Raw genomic sequence first — 17874 nt, 5'->3', positions numbered from 1 at the left:
ATGAGAGCATTGCGTCTGATGCATTGCTGCATTGCGAAAGCCGGTCTGTTCATGCACCCCTCGGCGTTATATCTAATCCCTCGAAGGCAGCGCACCTCCTCCTCCCAGCGCTCCTTCAATGATTGGCAACACTCCTCCTCCCAGTTGCCAATCCGGATCAAGAGCCCGATGCATCCTCCTCCCGCATCGGGCTCTTTTTTATTCCGCCATCCTCTATCACTTCCCGGATGCACGAAGGCGTTGCGCCTTTGCAATGCCGCTGCGAATTAGTAGCGCATCATGTGGCCGGAGACCGCTGCAGTGGCTTGCGTCACAGGCGCCCATGCGTAGAGTGGCGCAGCATTCCGACGGTAAGGAAAGGTTGCATGATGCAGCGCATGGCGGGTTCGGGCCGATGGGGCAGAGTATTCTTCCGAACTGTTGCCGTGGTTGCGACGTTGTCGCTTGCGGCCTGCGGTCGCCCGGTCGGCGTCATGCAGCCGGTGGACGAAAACGTGCCCGGCACGTCGAAGGTCGATCTCCTCGTTGCCACCACGCGCCTGCCGGATAAGGATCCGGCGATCCTGTTTTCGGGCGAGCGCGGACCGGGGCTGAAGATAGATGCCGTCAGCATCTCCATCCCGCCGGAGGCTAATCGCAAGGTTGGCCAGGTTCAGTGGCCGAGCCGGCTGCCTGGCAACCCGTTGAAGAATTTCGTTACCCTGGCCGTCAAGCCGTTGCCGACCGAAGCGGACGGGCGTGGCTGGCTGCATGCGGAATTGCCGAAGAACAAGCGGGTGCTGATCTTCGTGCACGGTTTCAACAATCGCTATGAGGATGCGGTCTATCGCTTCGCGCAGATCGTTCACGATTCGCATGCCGATGTCGCGCCGATCGTGTTCACCTGGCCGTCTCGAGCCAGCATTTTCGACTACGCGTACGACAAGGAAAGCACCAACTATTCCCGCGATTCGCTCGAGGAACTGCTGCGTCGCGTCGCGGCGGATCCTTCCGTCGGCGACATCACCGTCATGGCGCATTCGATGGGCAGCTGGCTCGCAGTCGAATCGCTCCGGCAAATGGCGATCCGCAACGGCCGCGTCGCGCCGAAGATCAAGAACGTCATCCTGGCCTCGCCCGATCTGGACGTCGATGTCTTCGCGCGGCAGTTTGCCGCTCTCGGCAAGGACAAGCCGCACTTCACGCTGTTCGTCTCGCGCGATGACCGGGCTCTTTCCCTGTCGCGGCGCATTTCCGGCAATATCGACCGCCTTGGCCAGATCGATCCCGCAGCCGAACCCTATCGCAGCGCGCTGGAAAAGCAGGGCATTACCGTGCTGGATCTCACCAAGCTCAAGACCGGCGATGGCCTCAATCACGGCAAGTTCGCCGAGAGCCCGGAAGTGGTGAGGTTGATCGGCGCACGGCTCATCGAAGGCCAGACCATCACCGATTCCGATGTCGGCATCGGCGACGCGGTCGGCGCGGTGGCGCTCGGCGCCGCCCAGACGGTCGGCAGCGTGGCGGGAGCGGCCGTCAGTGCCCCGATTGCCATCTTCGATCCTCGCACGCGTCAGAACTACGGCGAACAATTGCGCCGTGTCGGCGCCTCCGCCGGCAATACCGTCGGTTCGCTTGGCGATAGCGTGGAGGCAACCGGCAGCAATGTCGGCGAAGCTCTGGGTCAATAAGTCATTCCCGATCTGATTTGCGGCGGCGGCCCTCATCGCCGCTGTAAAACGCCATAGCCATGTCGCTCAATCTGATATATCAGAGGATCGCGCCTGTCGGCGCGTGGCATATTTGCGGATGGCTTCGGACATCGGCGGCGACAGCCCGGCTGGCGGCCGATATGATGACCGGCATGAAGCGTCCGTTCACATGACGCCGTTCGCATCAACCGCTACCAGGAGGAAAACCATGTCCGATACCGAAAAGCCCGTTGCACTGATTACCGGTGGTGGCCGTGGCATGGGCGAAGCGATCGCCCGCGAACTGGCCGCCAACGGCTATCGGCTGGCGCTGATGTCGCCATCGGAAAGCTGCGAGACGCTGGCCGCCGAGCTCGGCGGTGTTGCCTCGCGCGGCGTGGCGGAGAAGGCCGAGGATATCCAGGCGATCTTCGATCTGACGATGAAAAGCTATGGCCGCATCGACGCCGTGGTCAATCACACCGGCCATCCGCCGAAGGGCGATCTGCTCGATATCTCGGACGAAAGCTGGACGCTCGGTTCCGACATGATGATCCTGTCGCTCGTGCGCATGGCGCGGCTGGTGACGCCGGTCATGCTGAAGCAGGGCAAGGGCGCCTTCGTCAACATCACCACCTTTGCCGCCTACGAGCCGTCGCTGGTCTTCCCGGTCTCCTGCACCTATCGCGCTGCCGCCGGCGCCTTCACCAAGCTCTATTCCGATCGCTACGCCGCCGACAACATCCGCATGAACTGCATCCTGCCCGGCTACATCGATAGCCTGAACCACAAGCCGGAAACCGCCGAGAAGGTGCCGATGAAGCGCATCGGCCTGATGAGCGAGATCGCCAAGACCGCAGCGTTCCTGTTGTCGGATGGCGCCGGCTACATCACCGGCCAGAATATCCGCGTCGATGGCGGCATTACGCGACACGTCTGATTGGAGTACATGAGATGAGATGGAAGCGCACGATCCAGCTGCTGGACGTTCATTGCGAAGGGGAAATCGGCAAGGTCGCCATCGGCGGCGTGCCGAAGATTCCCGGCAACAGCATTGCCGAGCAGCTGCATTGGCTGAACACCGATCCGAAGGGCCAGGAGCTGCGCCGCTTCCTCGTGCTGGAGCCGCGCGGCGCGCCGATCGGCTCCGTCAACCTGCTGCTGCCGGCCAAACATCCCGAGGCCGATGCCGGCTTCATCATCCTGCAGCCGGACCAGGCCCATGCAAGCTCAGGCTCCAACTCCATCTGCGTGACCACGGCATTGCTCGAATCCGGTATCGTCGAGATGAAGGAGCCGGAAACGGTCGTTACCCTCGATACGGCGGCGGGCCTCGTCCGCGCCACGGCGACCTGCCGCGATGGCCGCTGCGAGAAGGTGCGGCTGACCATGGTGCCGTCCTTCGTGCATGAGCTGGATGTCGAGCTCGACACGCCGCAATGGGGCAGGATCAAGCTCGACCTGTGCTATGGCGGCATCTTCTATGGGCTCGTCGATGTCGGCCAGATCGGCCTGACGATCGAAAAGGGCAATGCGGCAGCGCTCGTCCAGGCCGGGATGATTCTCAAGGATGCGATCAACCGGACGATGTCCGTGGTTCACCCGGAAATCCCGGCGATCTCCGGCGTCGCCTACGTCATGTTCCGCGATATCGATAGCGATGGCGCCATCCGCACCTGCACGACCATGTGGCCCGGCCGGGCCGACCGCTCGCCCTGCGGCACCGGAAATTCCGCCAACCTGGCGACGCTGCACGCGCGCGGCAAGGCCAAGGTCGGCGATGTCTTCAAGTCACGCTCGATCATCGGTTCGGAGTTCGAAGTCGGTCTGCAGGCGGTGACCGAGGTTGCCGGCAAGCCGGCCATCATCCCCACCATCACCGGCCGCGGCTTCACCTTCGGCCTCAGTCAGGTGGCGCTCGATCCCTTTGACCCCATGGCGGAAGGCTTTGCGATGACGGACGTCTGGGGGCCTTCGGCGGGGGAGATTTGAGGGCGGGTGAAGGCTCGGTTGTTCTAGGTCGGGCGGAGAGTTCAGCCCCTCACCCTAACCCTCTCCCCGCAGGCGGGGAGAGGGGACTACCTCTCAGTATCGTCTGAGCAATTGGCTGGAAAGAAGGCTGTGGGTGCCCCCATCTCCTTCGCCCCGCAAGCGGGGAGAAGGTGGCCGAAGGCCGGATGAGGGGCACTTTCCTATCCCTTGGGATAAATCACACCCTTGCGCAGGATGATATTGCCGTAGAGCCGCGGCTCGCTGGTCTGGACCAGCGCATGGGTTTGCTTCACCCGCTCATAGAACTCCGCTGGCAGCAGGGGAACGACCCTGATGTCCGGAACGTGCCGCGCGCAGCACTCGATCATTTCGGCATGAACGGGATCGACGGCGTCGCGGTCCTGACGGACGGTTGCCCGGAAAATCGCCTGCGGCACGAAATCGTCGATCGGCAGCACGCTCAGCACGGCATCGAGCACGGGGATGACGCCGTGGCCGTCGAGACGGATGAGGCGGCGTGCATGTTCGAGGCCGGGATAATTTCCATCGACAAGGGCGATTTCGTCGCCGTGGCCCATGGCGCGCAGCGTCGCCAGCAACTCCGGGCTCAACAGCGGGTCAATGCCCTTCAACATGCTCTATCTCCTTGAAAAGTACATTCTGGTCGATCAGGTAGCGCGCGAAGATCGGCAGGCTGGCGCCACCGATGGCCCGCGCCTGCGGTCCCACGGCGCCTTCGACGATCTCGGGCATGACGACACCCTGCAGATCCAGTTCGGCGGCGGCCTTGATGGTGGCGCGCACCACCCGTTCCCGCACCCAGTCGGGGAAGCCGCCGTCGATGACCGCGGCGCTGAAATCGATGACCGACGCGGAGGCGACGATCGCCTGCGCCAGGGCCTTGGCCGTATCCTGGATCCAGATTTCCAGCGGCTCACCGAAATCGATCCAGTTGTCGGCCGAGTACCAGAGGGGGCGCGGGTCGAAGCCGTGATCCCTCAAGAGATTTTCGAGCACGAAGATCGAGGCGATTTCCAGAAGCTGGCGGTTCTCGCCGTTGCGGCCGCGCACGGGCAGGGGACCGAGAGCGCCGGCCGTGCCGGTCCGGCCGACGAAAATCGACGAATTGAGGACGATGCCGCCGCCGAGGAAGGAGCCGATGAAGAAATAGACGAAATCCGGATAGTGCGAGCCGACGCCGAAGACCAGCTCCGCGCCGCAGGCACTGGTGGCGTCGTTCTGCAGGAAGACGGGATAGGCCACGCGCGAGGCGATTTCGGCGCGAAGGTCGAACCCGCGCCAGACATCCATCGCTCCGGGCGGCGCGCCCACCTGCTCGGCCCAGTTCCACAGCTCGAACGGCGCGGCGACGCCGATGCCGGCGAGCTTGCGGCGCTCCTCTTCGCTGAGGCGGCCCTCCAGTTCCCGGATCCCGGCCGTGACGAAGGCGATGATGTCCTGCGGCAGCGGGTAGGGATAGGTCTGATGGAGCTGCATCCTGATGCCGCCGATGAAATCCATCAGCACGAGATCGGCGCTGCGCCGGCCGATCTTGACACCGAAGGAGAGCACCGCGTCCGGGTTGAGCCGCATGGGAATGGATGGCTGCCCGACGCGGCCACGCACCGGCGCATCGCGCGACAGCAGGCCGTCCTTTTCCAGCTCCCGCATGATGACGGAAACGGTTTGCGCCGAAAGGCCGCTGCGCCGGGCGATATCGGCCTTGGACAGGGCGCTGTGACGGCGCACGAGCGACAGGACGAGCCGTTCGTTATGGGCGCGCACGCCGAGCTGATTTGCGCCCCCGCTGGGGTCGAGAATCGCTGGCGTTGTGGGTGTGTCCTCAGGGTCGTGCACAAGAGACATGAGCCTGCTCCTTCCACCATGGCCATGCCCTATTTTTTGGCAGAATGCCACATCCAATTAATAATTCAATCCGATTTATTTATTGACAGCCGGAAATCTTTAGGCTCAGATATGGACCGTCGGGGATGCATATATGGCCTTGGAGGAGGTCCGCCGGAAACAATCCGAGAGGCATTGCGTATCTCTACGCCGGGTTTTGGCCCGGGGGTTGCCGGAAGGTCCGGCCTTTCAAACATCGGGAGGATTGAATGAAGAAATCTGTTATTTCCACCGCGTTCGCCGCGCTGGCCATCGGCGTCGCCTTTGCCGCGCCGGCCAAGGCTGCCGACGTATCCGCCTGCCTCATCACCAAGACCGATACCAATCCCTTCTTCGTCAAGATGAAGGAAGGCGCGACCGCCAAGGCCAAGGAACTCGGCGTGACGCTGAAGTCCTATGCCGGCAAGATCGACGGCGACAGCGAAAGCCAGGTTGCCGCAATCGAAAGCTGCATCGCCGATGGCGCCAAGGGTATCCTGATCGCCGCTTCGGATACCAAGGGTATCGTTCCCACGGTCAAGAAGGCGCGGGATGCCGGTCTGCTTGTTATCGCGCTCGATACGCCGCTGGAGCCGGCTGATTCCGCTGACGCGACCTTCGCGACGGACAACCTGCTTGCCGGCAAGCTCGTCGGCCAATGGGCGAAGGAAACCCTGGGCGACAAGGCAAAGGATGCCAAGATCGGCTTCCTCGACCTGACGCCGTCGCAGCCGTCCGTCGACGTCCTGCGCGACCAGGGCTTCATGATGGGCTTCGGCATCGACACCAAGGATCCGAACAAGATCGGCGACGAAACCGATTCCCGCATCGTCGGCCATGACGTCACCAACGGCAACGAGGAAGGCGGCCGCAAGGCCATGGAAAACCTTCTGCAGAAAGACTCCAGCATCAACGTCATCCACACCATCAATGAACCGGCCGCAGTCGGTGCCTACCAGGCCCTGAAGGCCGTCGGCCTCGAAAAGCAGGTCCTGATCGTCTCCATCGACGGCGGTTGCCCGGGCGTGAAGTCGGTCACCGAAGGCGTGATCGGTGCGACCGCTCAGCAGTACCCGCTGATGATGGCGTCCCTCGGCGTCGAGGCCATCAAGAAGTTCGCCGACTCCGGCGAAAAGCCGAAGCCGACGGAAGGCAAGTCCTTCTTCGACACCGGCGTCTCCCTGGTGACGGACAAGCCGGTTTCCGGCGTCAAGTCCATCGACACCAAGGAAGGCCTCAACAAGTGCTGGGGCTAAGCCCCTCACGGATGTGATATAGTCCCTTGAGGAGCCGCGTCATGCGCCTGCTGGCGCGGCTCTTCTTATAGGGAGCAGACAATCGCAACAGTCACGTCGGCCGGGTTCATCTCCTGGCTGGCCCCCAACAGCCGGCGGTTCCCGTGCATGCGGCGCGGTGGCGGAGGAATAATATGTCCGGAGCACAGGAATTCGAACGTGTTCTCGACGGCAGCGACAAGAAAGTCGCCTCGTTCGAGCATCAAGATGTCTCTCTTCTCAAGCGCGTGCAGCACTTTTTGCATTCGACCCCGGCGGCTGTGCCGCTGATCGTGCTGGTGCTGGCGATTGTGATCTTCGGCATCGCCATCGGCGGCCGGTTCTTCTCCGCCTATACGCTGACGCTGATCCTGCAGCAGATCGCGATCGTCGGTATTCTCGGCGCGGCCCAGACGCTGGTCATCCTGACCGCCGGCATCGATCTGTCGATCGGTGTCATCATGGTCATTTCCTCCGTCGTCATGGGCAATGTCGCCGTGACATACGGGCTGCCGACGCCGATCGCCATTCTGGCCGGCATGGTTGCGGGCGGCCTTTGCGGCCTGCTCAACGGCTTCCTTGTCGCCAATATGAAGCTGCCGCCGTTTATCGTGACGCTCGGCACCTGGAACATCGTCATGGCGACGAATTTCATCTATTCGGCCAACGAGACCATTCGCGATACCGATGTCGACGAACAGGCGCCGCTGCTGCATTTCTTCGCTATCAGCTTCCGCCTCGGCGGCGCCGTGCTGACCCTTGGCGTCATCGCCATGGTGCTTCTGGTCATCGTCCTCTGGTACGTGCTCAACCACACCGCCTGGGGCCGCCATGTCTATGCCGTGGGCGACGATCCGGAGGCGGCGAAGCTTGCCGGTATCCAGACCAAGAAAGTGCTCCTTGCCGTCTACGGCGTTTCGGGACTGATCGCGGGCCTCGCAGCATGGGTCTCCATCGGCCGCAACGGCTCGGTTTCGCCATCCTCCGCAGTCACTGACTTCAATCTTCAGGCAATCACCGCGACGGTGATCGGCGGCATCTCGCTCTTTGGCGGCCGCGGCTCGATCCTCGGCACGCTCTTCGGCGCCATGATCGTCGGCGTCGTCTCCATGGGCCTCAACATGCTCGGGGCCGATCCGCAGTGGAAGGTGCTTCTGACCGGCGTTCTCATCATCGGCGCCGTCGCGATCGATCAATGGATCAGAAAGGTATCGGCATGACCCCGACCGGCGAACCCATTCTCACCGCCCGCGGCCTCGTCAAGCGCTATGGACGCGTCACCGCGCTCGACAATGCCGATTTCGATCTCTATCCCGGCGAGATCCTTGCCGTGATCGGCGACAACGGCGCCGGAAAATCCTCGCTGATCAAGGCGATTTCCGGCGCAGTTATTCCCGATGAGGGCGAGATCAAGCTGGAGGGAAAAACCGTCCAGTTCCGCTCGCCGATGGAAGCGCGCGAAGCCGGTATCGAGACGGTCTATCAGAACCTGGCCCTCTCGCCGGCGCTGTCGATCGCCGACAACATGTTCCTCGGCCGCGAGGTGCGCAAACCCGGCATTCTCGGCTCCGTGTTCCGTATGCTCGACCGGCCGGCGATGGAAAAGCGTGCCCGCGACAAACTGACCGAGCTTGGCCTGATGACGATCCAGAACATCAACCAGGCGGTGGAAACGCTCTCCGGCGGCCAGCGCCAGGGCGTGGCGGTGGCGCGCGCGGCAGCCTTCGGTTCCAAGGTCGTCATCATGGACGAGCCGACGGCGGCGCTCGGCGTCAAGGAAAGCCGCAAGGTCCTCGAACTCATCCTCGACGTGCGTGCCCGTGGCTTGCCGATCGTGTTGATTTCGCACAATATGCCGCACGTCTTCGAGGTGGCGGACCGCATCCACATCCATCGCCTCGGACGCCGTCTGACCGTCATCAATCCCAAGGAACATTCGATGTCCGATGCCGTTGCCTTCATGACCGGCGCCAAGGCTCCGCCGGTGGAGAATGTCGCCGCATGAGCGTATCTCTCGAGGAAATTGCCCGCGATATCGTCGCACGCGCCGGCGATGCGAAGCGGTTTCTGGTTGCGATCGCCGGACCACCCGGCGCCGGCAAGTCGACACTGGCTGATAATGTCGCCAAGGCGTTGAAGGCCAGGGGCGAGAGCGCCGAAGTCCTGCCGATGGATGGCTTCCACATGGATAATGCCGTCCTGATCGAGAAGGGGCTCCTGAAGCGGAAGGGCGTGCCTGAGAGTTTCGACGTTCGCGCCTTTCTCGATATCGTCAGGGCCGTGCGTGCCGCCGACCAGGAGGTGCTGGTGCCGGTCTTCGACCGCTCGCGCGAGATTGCCATTGCATCCGCCCGCATCGTGTCGCCCGATCACCGCTTCATCGTGGTCGAGGGGAACTACCTGCTGTTCAGCCAGGGCAAATGGGCGGAGCTGGAAGGCATGTTCGATTATTCGGTCATGCTCGCCCCGCCGATGGAGGTGCTGGAGGAGCGGCTGTGGGCACGCTGGAAGGGCTACGATCTGGATGACGAAGCCTCCCGCGCCAAGGTCTATGGCAACGATCTGCCGAACGGGCGGTTGATCCTGGAAAACCGCCGCCGCGCCGACGTCACCATCGATATCGTTCAAGACTGAGCATCTTGATGATTTAACCGCCGTCGCGGATTGTTTTGCGGGGGCGGTTGGTGCTATCGAAGCGCGATATCGAAAGAGTACGATGCCGAAGGGCCTGAGCCGGCTTTCGCGCAAGATCGCGCTCATATTTCCAGAGGTCGCGCCCATGCAAAAGCTCACCATCCGCCGTCCCGACGATTGGCATCTGCATCTGCGCGACGGAGCCATGCTGGAAGGCGTGATCGGCGACACCTCCAGGCATTTCGCCCGCGCCATCATCATGCCCAATCTCGTGCCGCCGGTCGTGACCACCGCCGACGCGACTGCCTATCGCGAGCGCATCCTGAAGGCACTGCCATCAGGCGACCGCTTCCAGCCGCTGATGACGCTCTATCTCACCGAGCACACCAGCCCCGACGATGTCGACGAAGGCAGGAAAAGCGGCCTGATCACCGCCGTGAAGCTCTATCCGGCGGGTGCGACGACGAACTCGCATGGCGGCGTGCGCAACCTCGACAACGCCATGCCCGTGCTGGAGCGCATGGCAAAGATCGGCCTGCCGCTCTGCGTCCATGGCGAGGTGACGACGCCGGAGGTGGATATTTTCGATCGCGAGGCCGTGTTCATCGAAACCGTGCTCGACCCGTTGCGGCAGCGACTGCCGGAACTGAAGGTCACGATGGAACATGTGACCACGTCCGACGGCGTGAACTATATCAAGTCGGCAAAGGCGAACCTCGCCGGCTCCATCACGACGCATCACCTCATCATCAACCGCAATGCCATCCTCGTCGGCGGCATTCGCCCGCATTATTACTGCCTGCCCGTCGCCAAGCGCGAGAGCCATCGCCTCGCGCTGCGCGCGGCTGCCACGAGCGGCGACACCAGGTTCTTCCTCGGCACGGATTCGGCTCCGCATGTGGATCCGCTGAAGGAGTGCGCCTGCGGCTGTGCCGGCATCTACACCTCGATCAACACCATGAGCTGCCTTGCTCACGTCTTCGAGGAAGAGGACGCTCTGGGCAGGCTCGAAGCGTTCGCGTCGCTGAACGGCCCGGCCTGGTATGGGCTGCCGGTCAACGAAGACAGCATCACTCTGGTTCGCCGTCCGGATGCCGTGGCCTTCCCGGCCAAGATCGAAACCGGCGCTGGTCCCGTTACCGTCTTCGATCCGATGTTCCCGTTGCATTGGGATGTCGAAATCTAATTTCGAACTTACTCATATAGACTATTGAAGAAACGGTGAGAAACGTCCTGCAAAACAATAGCGTTTTGCCGCAATATGGGACGTATATTTTGTTGAAATATATTTTCTTTATTATTTGCCGTAACGGATTTGATACCCTTGAGGCCTAGCGTGTCGGCGATCCCCCGCGGTAGCAATGAAACCGTCGAAAGAGCATGATGCTGGTCGATTACAACTCCCTTCTTCTGGCCCTCGGCGTTTCCGCATCGTGCCTTGCGGTTACCTTGGTCGGAAACTGGTTTTCTCGCCGGCCCGATACCTTTCTCCTGACGTGCTCCGCCGGTCTTGCCCCCCTCGTCGGCGGAATTTTCATCTATGGCTCCTACGTCGATACGCCGCGGCCTATTTTTGCCATCCTGACGTTCCTGCTTTTCTTCATCGGCTTCTCAACGATCTGGGTCGCCGGTTATCAGTTTCGCACGCGCCGTTTTTCCAAGGGGCGTCTCCTGCTTGGCTGCCTGATCGGCACTGCCGCGTCGGCTGTGCCGATGCTGGCTGGCTATGACGGTCTTGCGTTCATGGGCGAAAATGTCGTCATTGGCGTGCTTCTGCTTTTGACGGCGCGCGAATACTGGCTGAGCCGCCATGAGGCGCCGACACCGCTTTACGGCATTACCGCGCTTTATACATTGACCGCCGTTTCCTTTGCGCTTTGCGCTGGCGTCCTGATTGCGAATGGCAAGCTTGTGCTCGGCCATGCGCCGGACAATTGGGCCGAGGATCTCAGCCTTGCCATCTGCATTGCCGGAATGACCGGGATCGGGGCGCTTTCGCTTGCCCTGCACCAATGGCGCCAGGCCGCGCTGCATCGCCGCGAGGCGATCACCGATTCCCTGACGGGATTGCTGAACCGCCGCGCATTGTTCGATCTCTACGGTCACCGCTCCTTCGGCCCGTCGATGGCCGTCATCATCTTCGACATCGATCGCTTCAAGGCGATCAACGACCAGTACGGCCACGCCGCCGGCGATCTCGTGCTCAAGCTGTTCGGCCAGGAGCTTTCCGTTGGCTTGCGGTCTTCCGATACGGTCGCCCGCCTCGGCGGCGAAGAGTTTGCGCTGGTTCTCGACAACACGCTGCCGGGCCGGGCGGAGCAGGTCGCCGAGCGGGTGCGTGATGCCTTTGCGGCGCGGGCGATCACCGTCGACGACAAATCCATGGTCTGCACGGTCAGCGCCGGTGTCGCGACCGGTACCGTCAAGGGCCTTGGCTTCGATGATGTCCTTCGCGCCGCCGACAAGGCGCTCTATGAGGCCAAACGCAACGGCCGCAACCGTGTCGAGGTCGCGGCCTATCTGCACGCCGTCTAGCCCGTTCCTGCCGTCATGCTGACGACCGTCCTTCCAAGAGTTTAGAACAGCGCTCTCACGAAAGCGCATGCGCCCAGCAGAGAGGCGGCCGTGCGCACATGGTTCCACCGCGTCCAGTCGGCAAGATAGGTCGACCATACCTGCGCCGACTCCACGGAACGGCCGTCGAGCTTGTCGAGGGCGTCGTTCAAGGGCACGTTGAACACCATCGTCGAAAGAAAGCTGGCGACGAGATAGAGCGCCGCGCCCGTCAGCATCAGCACGCTGATGCTGCCCCGCCAATAGACAATTGCCATCACGGCGATGAAGACCGACAAGGCTGCCGTCAGCAGGAAAAGCACGATGAAGGGGGAGCGCACGATCGTCGTATTGATCGATTGCATGGCCGCGATCCCCTGATCGACGGGAAGGCGGGCAAAGGCCTGCATGATGAAGGTCGAGAAGGCGAAGTAGACGCCGGCCAGAAGGCCGCTGCCGAGCGCCGCCATGACAAGAGCGATATTCGTGATCGGGAAGGTCATGACCGGATACTCCAGAGGCCGGTTGCGGCGGTTTCACGAGCGTAATCGGAAAAGTCCTTGGCTGGCCTGCCAAGGATCCGGCTGATGCCATCCATCACAGGCGAATTGCGGCCATCGAGAACCTGCGTGAAAAGCTCATGCAGGATGCTGGTTGTCTCTTGCGGCAGGCCGTAAGCGGTCATCTCGGCAATGAAGGCATCGATCGACACCGTTTCGTAGTCGATGGCCCTGTCGGCGGCCGCTGCGATCTCGGAGACCGCTTGGCGAAATGTCAAAGCGCGCGGTCCCGTCAGCTCGTAGGTCCGGTTGCGATGGCGCGGATCGGTGAGGCATTCGACCGCGGCGTCGGCGATGTCGTCGGCATCGACGAAGGGCTCCGGCACGTCACCGGCCGGCAAAGCGAGCTTCCCTTGGAGAAGACCGTCCATGAAGGCGCCTTCGCTGAAATTCTGGCTGAACCAGCTGGCGCGCAGCACGGTGTAGTCCATGCCGGCGGCCTTGAGTTTCTCTTCGCTGCGGACGGCTCCGTCCTCGCCTCGGCCGGAAAGCAGGACGATATGCCCCATGCCGGCTTGCACGGCCGTTTTCGCAAAGGCTGAAATCGCCTCCGCCGCCCAGTCGACGGCGAGATCGGGCTGGAAGGTGACATAGGCGGCGGAAGCGCCTTCGAGTGCCTGATGCCATGTGCTGCGATCCTGCCAATCGAAACGAGGCGTCGTCGAGCGCGAGGCGGCGCGAATCTTGATGCCGCGCTCCGTCAGACGTCCGGCAACCCGGCCGCCGGTTTTTCCCAATCCGCCGATAATGGCGATCGGCGAGATCTGCATATCAAGCTCCTCCGATAAAAATGTGATAAATTCTCTCATTTGCGAAATGTGATAAACTCTCTTATATTGCTTGTCAACAATGACAGGCAGGCAATGACATGACGCAGGAACCCATCGCGAAACGCAGGCGCAGCAAGGACGAGGCGGGGACGCCGCGGCGCATACCCAGCCAGCAGCGCGGCCGCGAACGCGTGGAACGGATCCTTTCGGTGGCATCCGAGCTGATCGCGAAGAACGGCAGCGATGCGCTGCGCATGGGCGAGATTGTCGAAAAGGCGGGCGTGTCCTTCGGCTCGCTCTATCAGTATTTCCCGGACAAAACGGCGATCATCCGCGTGCTGGCCGAACGCTTCAACGAGCAGGGCCGTCAATGCGTCGAGGACGAGCTGCTGGCGATCAAGAGCGCCGACGAGCTCCAGGCTGCCCTTGGCCGCATCGTCGACGGCTACTATGCGATGTTTCTCGACGAGCCCGTCATGCGTGACATCTGGCACGCCACCCACGCCGACAAGCTGCTGCAGCAGATCGACGCCGAAGACATGGAATGGCATTCGCAGGCTTTTCTCACCGTCCTCGAACGCCTGTGGCCGAAGCGCGACCAATCCGAACTCGCACGGATCGCCCGACTGACCATGCAGCTGGTCGCGGCCGCGGTCCGCTATGCGATCTCGATCGAGCGGGAGGAGGGCGACAAGGTGATTGCGTTGTTCAAGGCCATGCTGCCCGCCGATCTCGGCATGGTCCGATAGGCAACTGCGGGCGGCGGAATGCCGGTTGCGCCCGCGACGGATGCCTGCAAAACCTCCCATGCGTCTGGAAACTCGGGCCGCTTGCTGCTATTGCCGCTGGAACATTAGCGCTGCGAAGGAGGCCCCCGCATGACCCAGATGACATTTACCGATCGCGCCGTCATGGCTGAGCTGGTGGCAAAGATGCTTTGGGAAATCAAGGCGGTCCATTTTAGCGCCGACAAGCCCTATAAATTCGCCTCCGGCATGGCGAGCCCGGTCTATATCGATTGCCGCAAGCTGATCTCCTATCCGCGCATCCGCTCCACGGTCATGGATTTCGCTGCAAGCATCATCGTGCGCAATGCGGGCTTCGAGCAGTTCGACTGCGTTGCCGGCGGCGAGACGGCGGGCATTCCTTTCGCCGCCTTCCTGGCCGAGCGCCTCGACCTGCCGATGATCTATGTCCGCAAGCAGCCGAAGGGTCATGGCCGCAACGCCCAGATCGAAGGCGATATGAAGGATGGCGCCCGCGTGCTCGTCATCGAGGACCTGACGACGGCCGGCGGCAGCATGTTCACCTTCATCGACGCCATCCGCGCGGCCGGCGGCATCGTCGATCACGGCATGGCGCTGTTCTACTACGGCATCTTCCCCGAGGCGGAAGAGCGTTTTGCCAATAGAAACGTCCGCCTGCATCACATCGCCACCTGGCGCGACGTGCTCGCCGTCGCCAAGGAGCAGAAGCTGTTTGACGAGAAGACGCTCGAAGAAGTCGAGGCCTTCCTCAATGCACCGCTCGCATGGTCCGGCTGGAACGGCGGCATTTCGGAGCTGCCCAAATGACGCTTTGCTTTTGCCGCGAATTTATCTAATCGATTTATGAGACTGGATAAGACAGACGCGCTCTTTAGGAGGCCGGAATGATATTGTGCTGTGGCGAAGCTTTGATCGACATGCTGCCGCGGGAGACGACGCAGGGCGAAAAGGGCTTTGCCCCCTATGCCGGCGGCGCGATCTTCAACACCGCGATAGCGCTTGGCCGTCTCGGCGTTCCCACAGGCTTCTTCACCGGCCTCGCCGATGACATGATGGGCGATATCCTGCGCGAAACGCTGTCTGCCTCCAAGGTCGATTTCAGCTATTGCGCCATCACGCCGCGCCCGAGCACGATCGCTTTCGTCAAGCTCGTCAACGGCCAGGCAACTTACGCCTTCTACGACGAAGGCACGGCTGGCCGCATGATCACCGAAGCCGATCTGCCGACACTCGGCGATGATTGCGAAGCCCTGCATTTCGGCGCGATCAGCCTGATCCCCAATCCGTGCGGCGCGACCTACGAGGCGCTGATGAAGCGCGAGCACCAGAGCCGCGTGATCTCGCTCGATCCGAACATTCGCCCGGGCTTCATCAAGGACAAGGCCGCTCACATGGCCCGCCTCAACCGCATGGTCGCCATGTCCGACATCCTGAAGTTCTCCGACGAGGATCTGGAATGGTTCGGCATCGCAGGCAACCACGATGAGCTGGCCGCGCACTGGCTGGGCCAGGGCGCCAAGCTCGTCGTCGTCACCAAGGGCGCCGAGGGTGCGACGGGCTATACGAAGTCGTTGAAAGTCTCGGTTCCGAGCGAACGTGTCACGGTCGTCGATACCGTCGGCGCCGGCGACACGTTCGATGCCGGCATCCTGGCGTCGCTGAAGATGAACAATCTGCTGACCAAGGCGCAGGTGGCCTCGCTCGACGAGAAGGCGTTGCAGGATGCGCTGGCTCTGGGCGCCAAGGCTGCCGCTGTCACGGTATCGCGCGCTGGCGCCAATCCGCCATGGGCAAGTGAGATCGGGCTGTAATCTTTCATCGGCCTTGCGGGTGCGGAGAGGCCGCCCCCCTCTGTCACTGTCGTGACATCTCCCCCACAAGGGGGGAGATCGTTGGGAGTTTGCCGCGCCTCTGCAAAGTCAACAGCCTCAGTCTCAGCAGACGCAATATTGGTTTTGGGCGGTGAAGTACCGCGCATTACCAATCTCCCCCCTTGTGGGGGAGATGTCCCGACAGGGACAGAGGGGGGTGTTCTTACAGCCCGCTCAGAGGACGAGAAGGGGCAGGATCACACCCGCCCTCATCGCCTAGAGCTTACTTCGCCCGGCTTGCCAGAGCAGCCACCAACCCTTGAGTCGAGGAATCGTGGCCAGCAGCGCTTTCCTTGCCTTCGATGACCGGAAGTAGGCCCGTTGCCAGTTCCTTGCCGAGCTCGACGCCCCACTGGTCGAAGGAATTGATGCGGAACAGCACGCCTTCGACGAAGACGCGATGTTCGTAGAGCGCGATCAGGCGGCCGAGCGCATAGGGCGTCAGCTTGTCGTAGACGAAGGTGATCGACGGGCGGTTGCCGGTAAAGACGCGGTGCGGCGCGATGAAATCGGCCTTCTTGTCGTCCATGCCCTTGGAGGTGAGCTGGGCCTTGGCTTCCTCGAAGGTGCGGCCCTTCATCAACGCTTCCGACTGCGCCACGCAATTGGCCATCAAAAGCTGATGCTGGTGGCGCAGGTTCGGCTCGAAGCCGTTGGCGGCGATCATGAACTCGGCCGGGATGACGCTCGTGCCCTGATGGATGAGCTGGTAGAAGGCGTGCTGGCCGTTGGTGCCGGGCTCGCCCCAGACGACCGGGCCGGAATTGCCTTCGACCGGCGTGCCGTCGATGGTGACGCCCTTGCCGTTCGATTCCATGTCGAGCTGCTGCAGATAGGCCGGGAAGCGCGACAGGCGCTGGTCATAGGGCAGGATCGCGCGCGTCGGATAGCCGAGCACGTTGCGATGATAGAAGCCGATGAGGCCGAGCAGCATCGGCAGGTTTTCCCTGAACGGCGCCTTGCGGAAATGGTTGTCCATCGCATGCGCGCCGTCGAGGAACTTGCCGAAGTTTTCCGGGCCGACGGCGATCATCAGCGGCAGGCCGATGGCCGACCAGATCGAGTAGCGGCCGCCGACCCAATCCCAGAAGCCGAAGACGCGCTCGCTGTCGATGCCGAAGGCGGCAACCTTGTCGAGCGCCGTCGAGACGGCGGCAAAGTGATGCTGCACGGCAGCCTCGCCGAGCGCGTCGGCGATGAACTTGCGCGCCGTCTGCGCGTTGGTCATCGTTTCGATCGTCGTGAAGGTCTTCGAGGCGATGATGAAGAGCGTCGTTTCCGGCTTCACGAGCTTCAGGATGTCGGCGATGTGCGCGCTGTCGATATTGGAGACGAAATGCGAGCGCGGGCCGTCGTGGAAGGGCGCCAGCGCCAGTGTCGCCATGACCGGGCCGAGATCGGAGCCGCCGATGCCGATGTTGATGACATCGGTGATCGCCTTGCCCGTCGAGCCCTTCAGCGCGCCGGAGCGGATGCCGTCGGCAAACTTGCCCATGGCGGCCAGCACGGCGTTGACGTCAGGCATGACATCCGTGCCGTCGACCAGCACAGGCGTGTTGGAGCGGTTGCGCAGGGCGGTGTGCAGTACGGCGCGGTTTTCGGTAAAGTTGATGGCGACGCCCGAGAACATTTCCTCGCGCTTGGCAGCGACGCCGCCCTCGGCTGCGAGCTTCTCGAGAAGGGCGAGAATGTCGTCGTTCACCGCCGTCTTGGAATAATCCATCAGAAGATCGTCGAACGAGGCGCTGAAGCGGGAAAAGCGTTTGGGATCAGCGGTGAAGGCGGCGCGAATATCGGTGGCCTTCGTTGCCGATGCGGTGCTCTTCAGTTGATCGACGAGGGCGTTCATGGAGGACTCCTTGCGGTTCGCGCCGCTTGCCGTCGGGAGAGGGCAGGGCA

General features: G+C 62.3%; 17 protein-coding genes. 12 read left to right on the top strand and 5 right to left on the bottom strand.

What is annotated here, in order from left to right; genetic code table 11:
* Positions 1–365: 365 nt before the first annotated feature.
* The 3 genes from GR212_RS02225 to GR212_RS02215 all read left to right on the top strand — a co-directional run bounded on the left by GR212_RS02225 (position 366) and on the right by GR212_RS02215 (position 3662).
* A complete protein-coding gene (locus tag GR212_RS02225; protein ID WP_163984817.1) occupies positions 366–1670 on the top strand; it encodes an alpha/beta hydrolase in 1305 nt (434 codons plus the stop codon).
* A gap of 229 nt (positions 1671–1899) precedes the next feature.
* Positions 1900–2610, top strand: a complete 711-nt coding sequence (locus GR212_RS02220) for an SDR family oxidoreductase (protein WP_163984816.1) — start codon at positions 1900–1902, stop codon at positions 2608–2610.
* Positions 2611–2624: 14 nt separating this feature from the next.
* Positions 2625–3662, top strand: coding sequence for a 4-hydroxyproline epimerase (locus tag GR212_RS02215; RefSeq protein ID WP_163984815.1), 1038 nt, complete (start codon positions 2625–2627; stop codon positions 3660–3662).
* 200 nt (positions 3663–3862) lie between these two features.
* Here GR212_RS02215 and GR212_RS02210 read toward each other — a convergent pair whose 3' ends face one another.
* Together GR212_RS02210 and GR212_RS02205 are read right to left on the bottom strand one after the other, a co-directional pair.
* Positions 3863–4297 (bottom strand): RbsD/FucU family protein, encoded by a 435-nt coding sequence (locus tag GR212_RS02210; protein ID WP_163984814.1) that lies wholly within the window; start codon positions 4295–4297, stop codon positions 3863–3865.
* The gene (locus tag GR212_RS02205; RefSeq protein WP_163984813.1) at positions 4281–5528 is read right to left on the bottom strand and encodes an ROK family transcriptional regulator; all 1248 of its coding nucleotides are present in this window, start codon (positions 5526–5528) and stop codon (positions 4281–4283) included. Before GR212_RS02205 ends, GR212_RS02210 begins: the two co-directional genes overlap by 17 nt.
* Before the next feature lie 248 nt (positions 5529–5776).
* Here GR212_RS02205 and GR212_RS02200 point away from each other — a divergent pair, with 248 nt between their 5' ends.
* The 6 genes from GR212_RS02200 to GR212_RS02175 all read left to right on the top strand — a co-directional run bounded on the left by GR212_RS02200 (position 5777) and on the right by GR212_RS02175 (position 11989).
* Positions 5777–6802 (top strand): sugar ABC transporter substrate-binding protein, encoded by a 1026-nt coding sequence (locus GR212_RS02200; protein ID WP_163984812.1) that lies wholly within the window; start codon positions 5777–5779, stop codon positions 6800–6802.
* A 173-nt stretch (positions 6803–6975) separates the two neighbouring features.
* Positions 6976–8040 carry an ABC transporter permease gene (locus tag GR212_RS02195; RefSeq protein WP_163984811.1) on the top strand — a complete coding sequence of 355 codons (1065 nt, stop codon included), beginning with the start codon at positions 6976–6978 and terminating at the stop codon, positions 8038–8040.
* The gene (locus GR212_RS02190; protein ID WP_204326223.1) at positions 8016–8825 is read left to right on the top strand and encodes an ATP-binding cassette domain-containing protein; all 810 of its coding nucleotides are present in this window, start codon (positions 8016–8018) and stop codon (positions 8823–8825) included. The genes GR212_RS02195 and GR212_RS02190 overlap by 25 nt, the downstream gene beginning before the upstream one ends.
* On the top strand, positions 8822–9454 hold the full coding sequence (locus GR212_RS02185) for a nucleoside triphosphate hydrolase (protein WP_163984810.1): 633 nt from the start codon (positions 8822–8824) through the stop codon (positions 9452–9454). The genes GR212_RS02190 and GR212_RS02185 overlap by 4 nt, the downstream gene beginning before the upstream one ends.
* A 145-nt stretch (positions 9455–9599) precedes the next feature.
* Positions 9600–10640, top strand: a complete 1041-nt coding sequence (pyrC, locus tag GR212_RS02180) for a dihydroorotase (protein WP_163985161.1) — start codon at positions 9600–9602, stop codon at positions 10638–10640.
* A gap of 197 nt (positions 10641–10837) precedes the next feature.
* The gene (locus GR212_RS02175; protein ID WP_163985160.1) at positions 10838–11989 is read left to right on the top strand and encodes a GGDEF domain-containing protein; all 1152 of its coding nucleotides are present in this window, start codon (positions 10838–10840) and stop codon (positions 11987–11989) included.
* A gap of 41 nt (positions 11990–12030) precedes the next feature.
* Here the strand turns inward: GR212_RS02175 and GR212_RS02170 are convergent, their stop codons facing one another.
* On the bottom strand, positions 12031–12510 hold the full coding sequence (locus tag GR212_RS02170; protein ID WP_163984809.1) for a DUF1772 domain-containing protein: 480 nt from the start codon (positions 12508–12510) through the stop codon (positions 12031–12033).
* Positions 12507–13337, bottom strand: a complete 831-nt coding sequence (locus GR212_RS02165; protein WP_163984808.1) for an SDR family oxidoreductase — start codon at positions 13335–13337, stop codon at positions 12507–12509. The genes GR212_RS02170 and GR212_RS02165 overlap by 4 nt, the downstream gene beginning before the upstream one ends.
* Before the next feature lie 98 nt (positions 13338–13435).
* On the opposite strand from GR212_RS02165, the gene GR212_RS02160 reads away from it, so the two are divergent.
* From GR212_RS02160 to GR212_RS02150, 3 genes are all read left to right on the top strand, one after another.
* Positions 13436–14086 (top strand): TetR/AcrR family transcriptional regulator, encoded by a 651-nt coding sequence (locus tag GR212_RS02160; RefSeq protein ID WP_163984807.1) that lies wholly within the window; start codon positions 13436–13438, stop codon positions 14084–14086.
* A 129-nt stretch (positions 14087–14215) separates the two neighbouring features.
* Entirely contained in the window at positions 14216–14911 is a 696-nt protein-coding gene (locus GR212_RS02155) for an orotate phosphoribosyltransferase (protein ID WP_163984806.1), read from the top strand.
* A 77-nt stretch (positions 14912–14988) separates the two neighbouring features.
* A complete protein-coding gene (locus tag GR212_RS02150; protein WP_163984805.1) occupies positions 14989–15915 on the top strand; it encodes a carbohydrate kinase family protein in 927 nt (308 codons plus the stop codon).
* Positions 15916–16198: 283 nt separating this feature from the next.
* On the opposite strand, the gene pgi is transcribed toward GR212_RS02150, so the two are convergent.
* Positions 16199–17824, bottom strand: a complete 1626-nt coding sequence (gene pgi, locus GR212_RS02145; RefSeq protein WP_163984804.1) for a glucose-6-phosphate isomerase — start codon at positions 17822–17824, stop codon at positions 16199–16201.
* Between the last annotated feature and the right edge of the window lie 50 nt (positions 17825–17874).

The sequence above is a fragment of the Martinezella lusitana genome (assembly GCF_010668395.1).
Lineage (GTDB): Bacteria > Pseudomonadota > Alphaproteobacteria > Rhizobiales > Rhizobiaceae > Rhizobium > Rhizobium lusitanum_A.
This window is presented reverse-complemented; position numbering and strand designations above follow the sequence as displayed.

Bases quoted from the DNA above. Each gene is read 5' to 3' on its own strand.
- GR212_RS02225 (WP_163984817.1), top strand. From the start codon at position 366: ATGATGCAGCGCATGGCGGGTTCGGGCCGATGGGGCAGAGTATTCTTC.
- GR212_RS02220 (WP_163984816.1), top strand. From the start codon at position 1,900: ATGTCCGATACCGAAAAGCCCGTTGCACTGATTACCGGTGGTGGCCGT.
- GR212_RS02215 (WP_163984815.1), top strand. From the start codon at position 2,625: ATGAGATGGAAGCGCACGATCCAGCTGCTGGACGTTCATTGCGAAGGG.
- GR212_RS02210 (WP_163984814.1), bottom strand. From the start codon at position 4,297: ATGTTGAAGGGCATTGACCCGCTGTTGAGCCCGGAGTTGCTGGCGACG.
- GR212_RS02205 (WP_163984813.1), bottom strand. From the start codon at position 5,528: ATGTCTCTTGTGCACGACCCTGAGGACACACCCACAACGCCAGCGATT.
- GR212_RS02200 (WP_163984812.1), top strand. From the start codon at position 5,777: ATGAAGAAATCTGTTATTTCCACCGCGTTCGCCGCGCTGGCCATCGGC.
- GR212_RS02195 (WP_163984811.1), top strand. From the start codon at position 6,976: ATGTCCGGAGCACAGGAATTCGAACGTGTTCTCGACGGCAGCGACAAG.
- GR212_RS02190 (WP_204326223.1), top strand. From the start codon at position 8,016: ATGGATCAGAAAGGTATCGGCATGACCCCGACCGGCGAACCCATTCTC.
- GR212_RS02185 (WP_163984810.1), top strand. From the start codon at position 8,822: ATGAGCGTATCTCTCGAGGAAATTGCCCGCGATATCGTCGCACGCGCC.
- pyrC (WP_163985161.1), top strand. From the start codon at position 9,600: ATGCAAAAGCTCACCATCCGCCGTCCCGACGATTGGCATCTGCATCTG.
- GR212_RS02175 (WP_163985160.1), top strand. From the start codon at position 10,838: ATGCTGGTCGATTACAACTCCCTTCTTCTGGCCCTCGGCGTTTCCGCA.
- GR212_RS02170 (WP_163984809.1), bottom strand. From the start codon at position 12,510: ATGACCTTCCCGATCACGAATATCGCTCTTGTCATGGCGGCGCTCGGC.
- GR212_RS02165 (WP_163984808.1), bottom strand. From the start codon at position 13,337: ATGCAGATCTCGCCGATCGCCATTATCGGCGGATTGGGAAAAACCGGC.
- GR212_RS02160 (WP_163984807.1), top strand. From the start codon at position 13,436: ATGACGCAGGAACCCATCGCGAAACGCAGGCGCAGCAAGGACGAGGCG.
- GR212_RS02155 (WP_163984806.1), top strand. From the start codon at position 14,216: ATGACCCAGATGACATTTACCGATCGCGCCGTCATGGCTGAGCTGGTG.
- GR212_RS02150 (WP_163984805.1), top strand. From the start codon at position 14,989: ATGATATTGTGCTGTGGCGAAGCTTTGATCGACATGCTGCCGCGGGAG.
- pgi (WP_163984804.1), bottom strand. From the start codon at position 17,824: ATGAACGCCCTCGTCGATCAACTGAAGAGCACCGCATCGGCAACGAAG.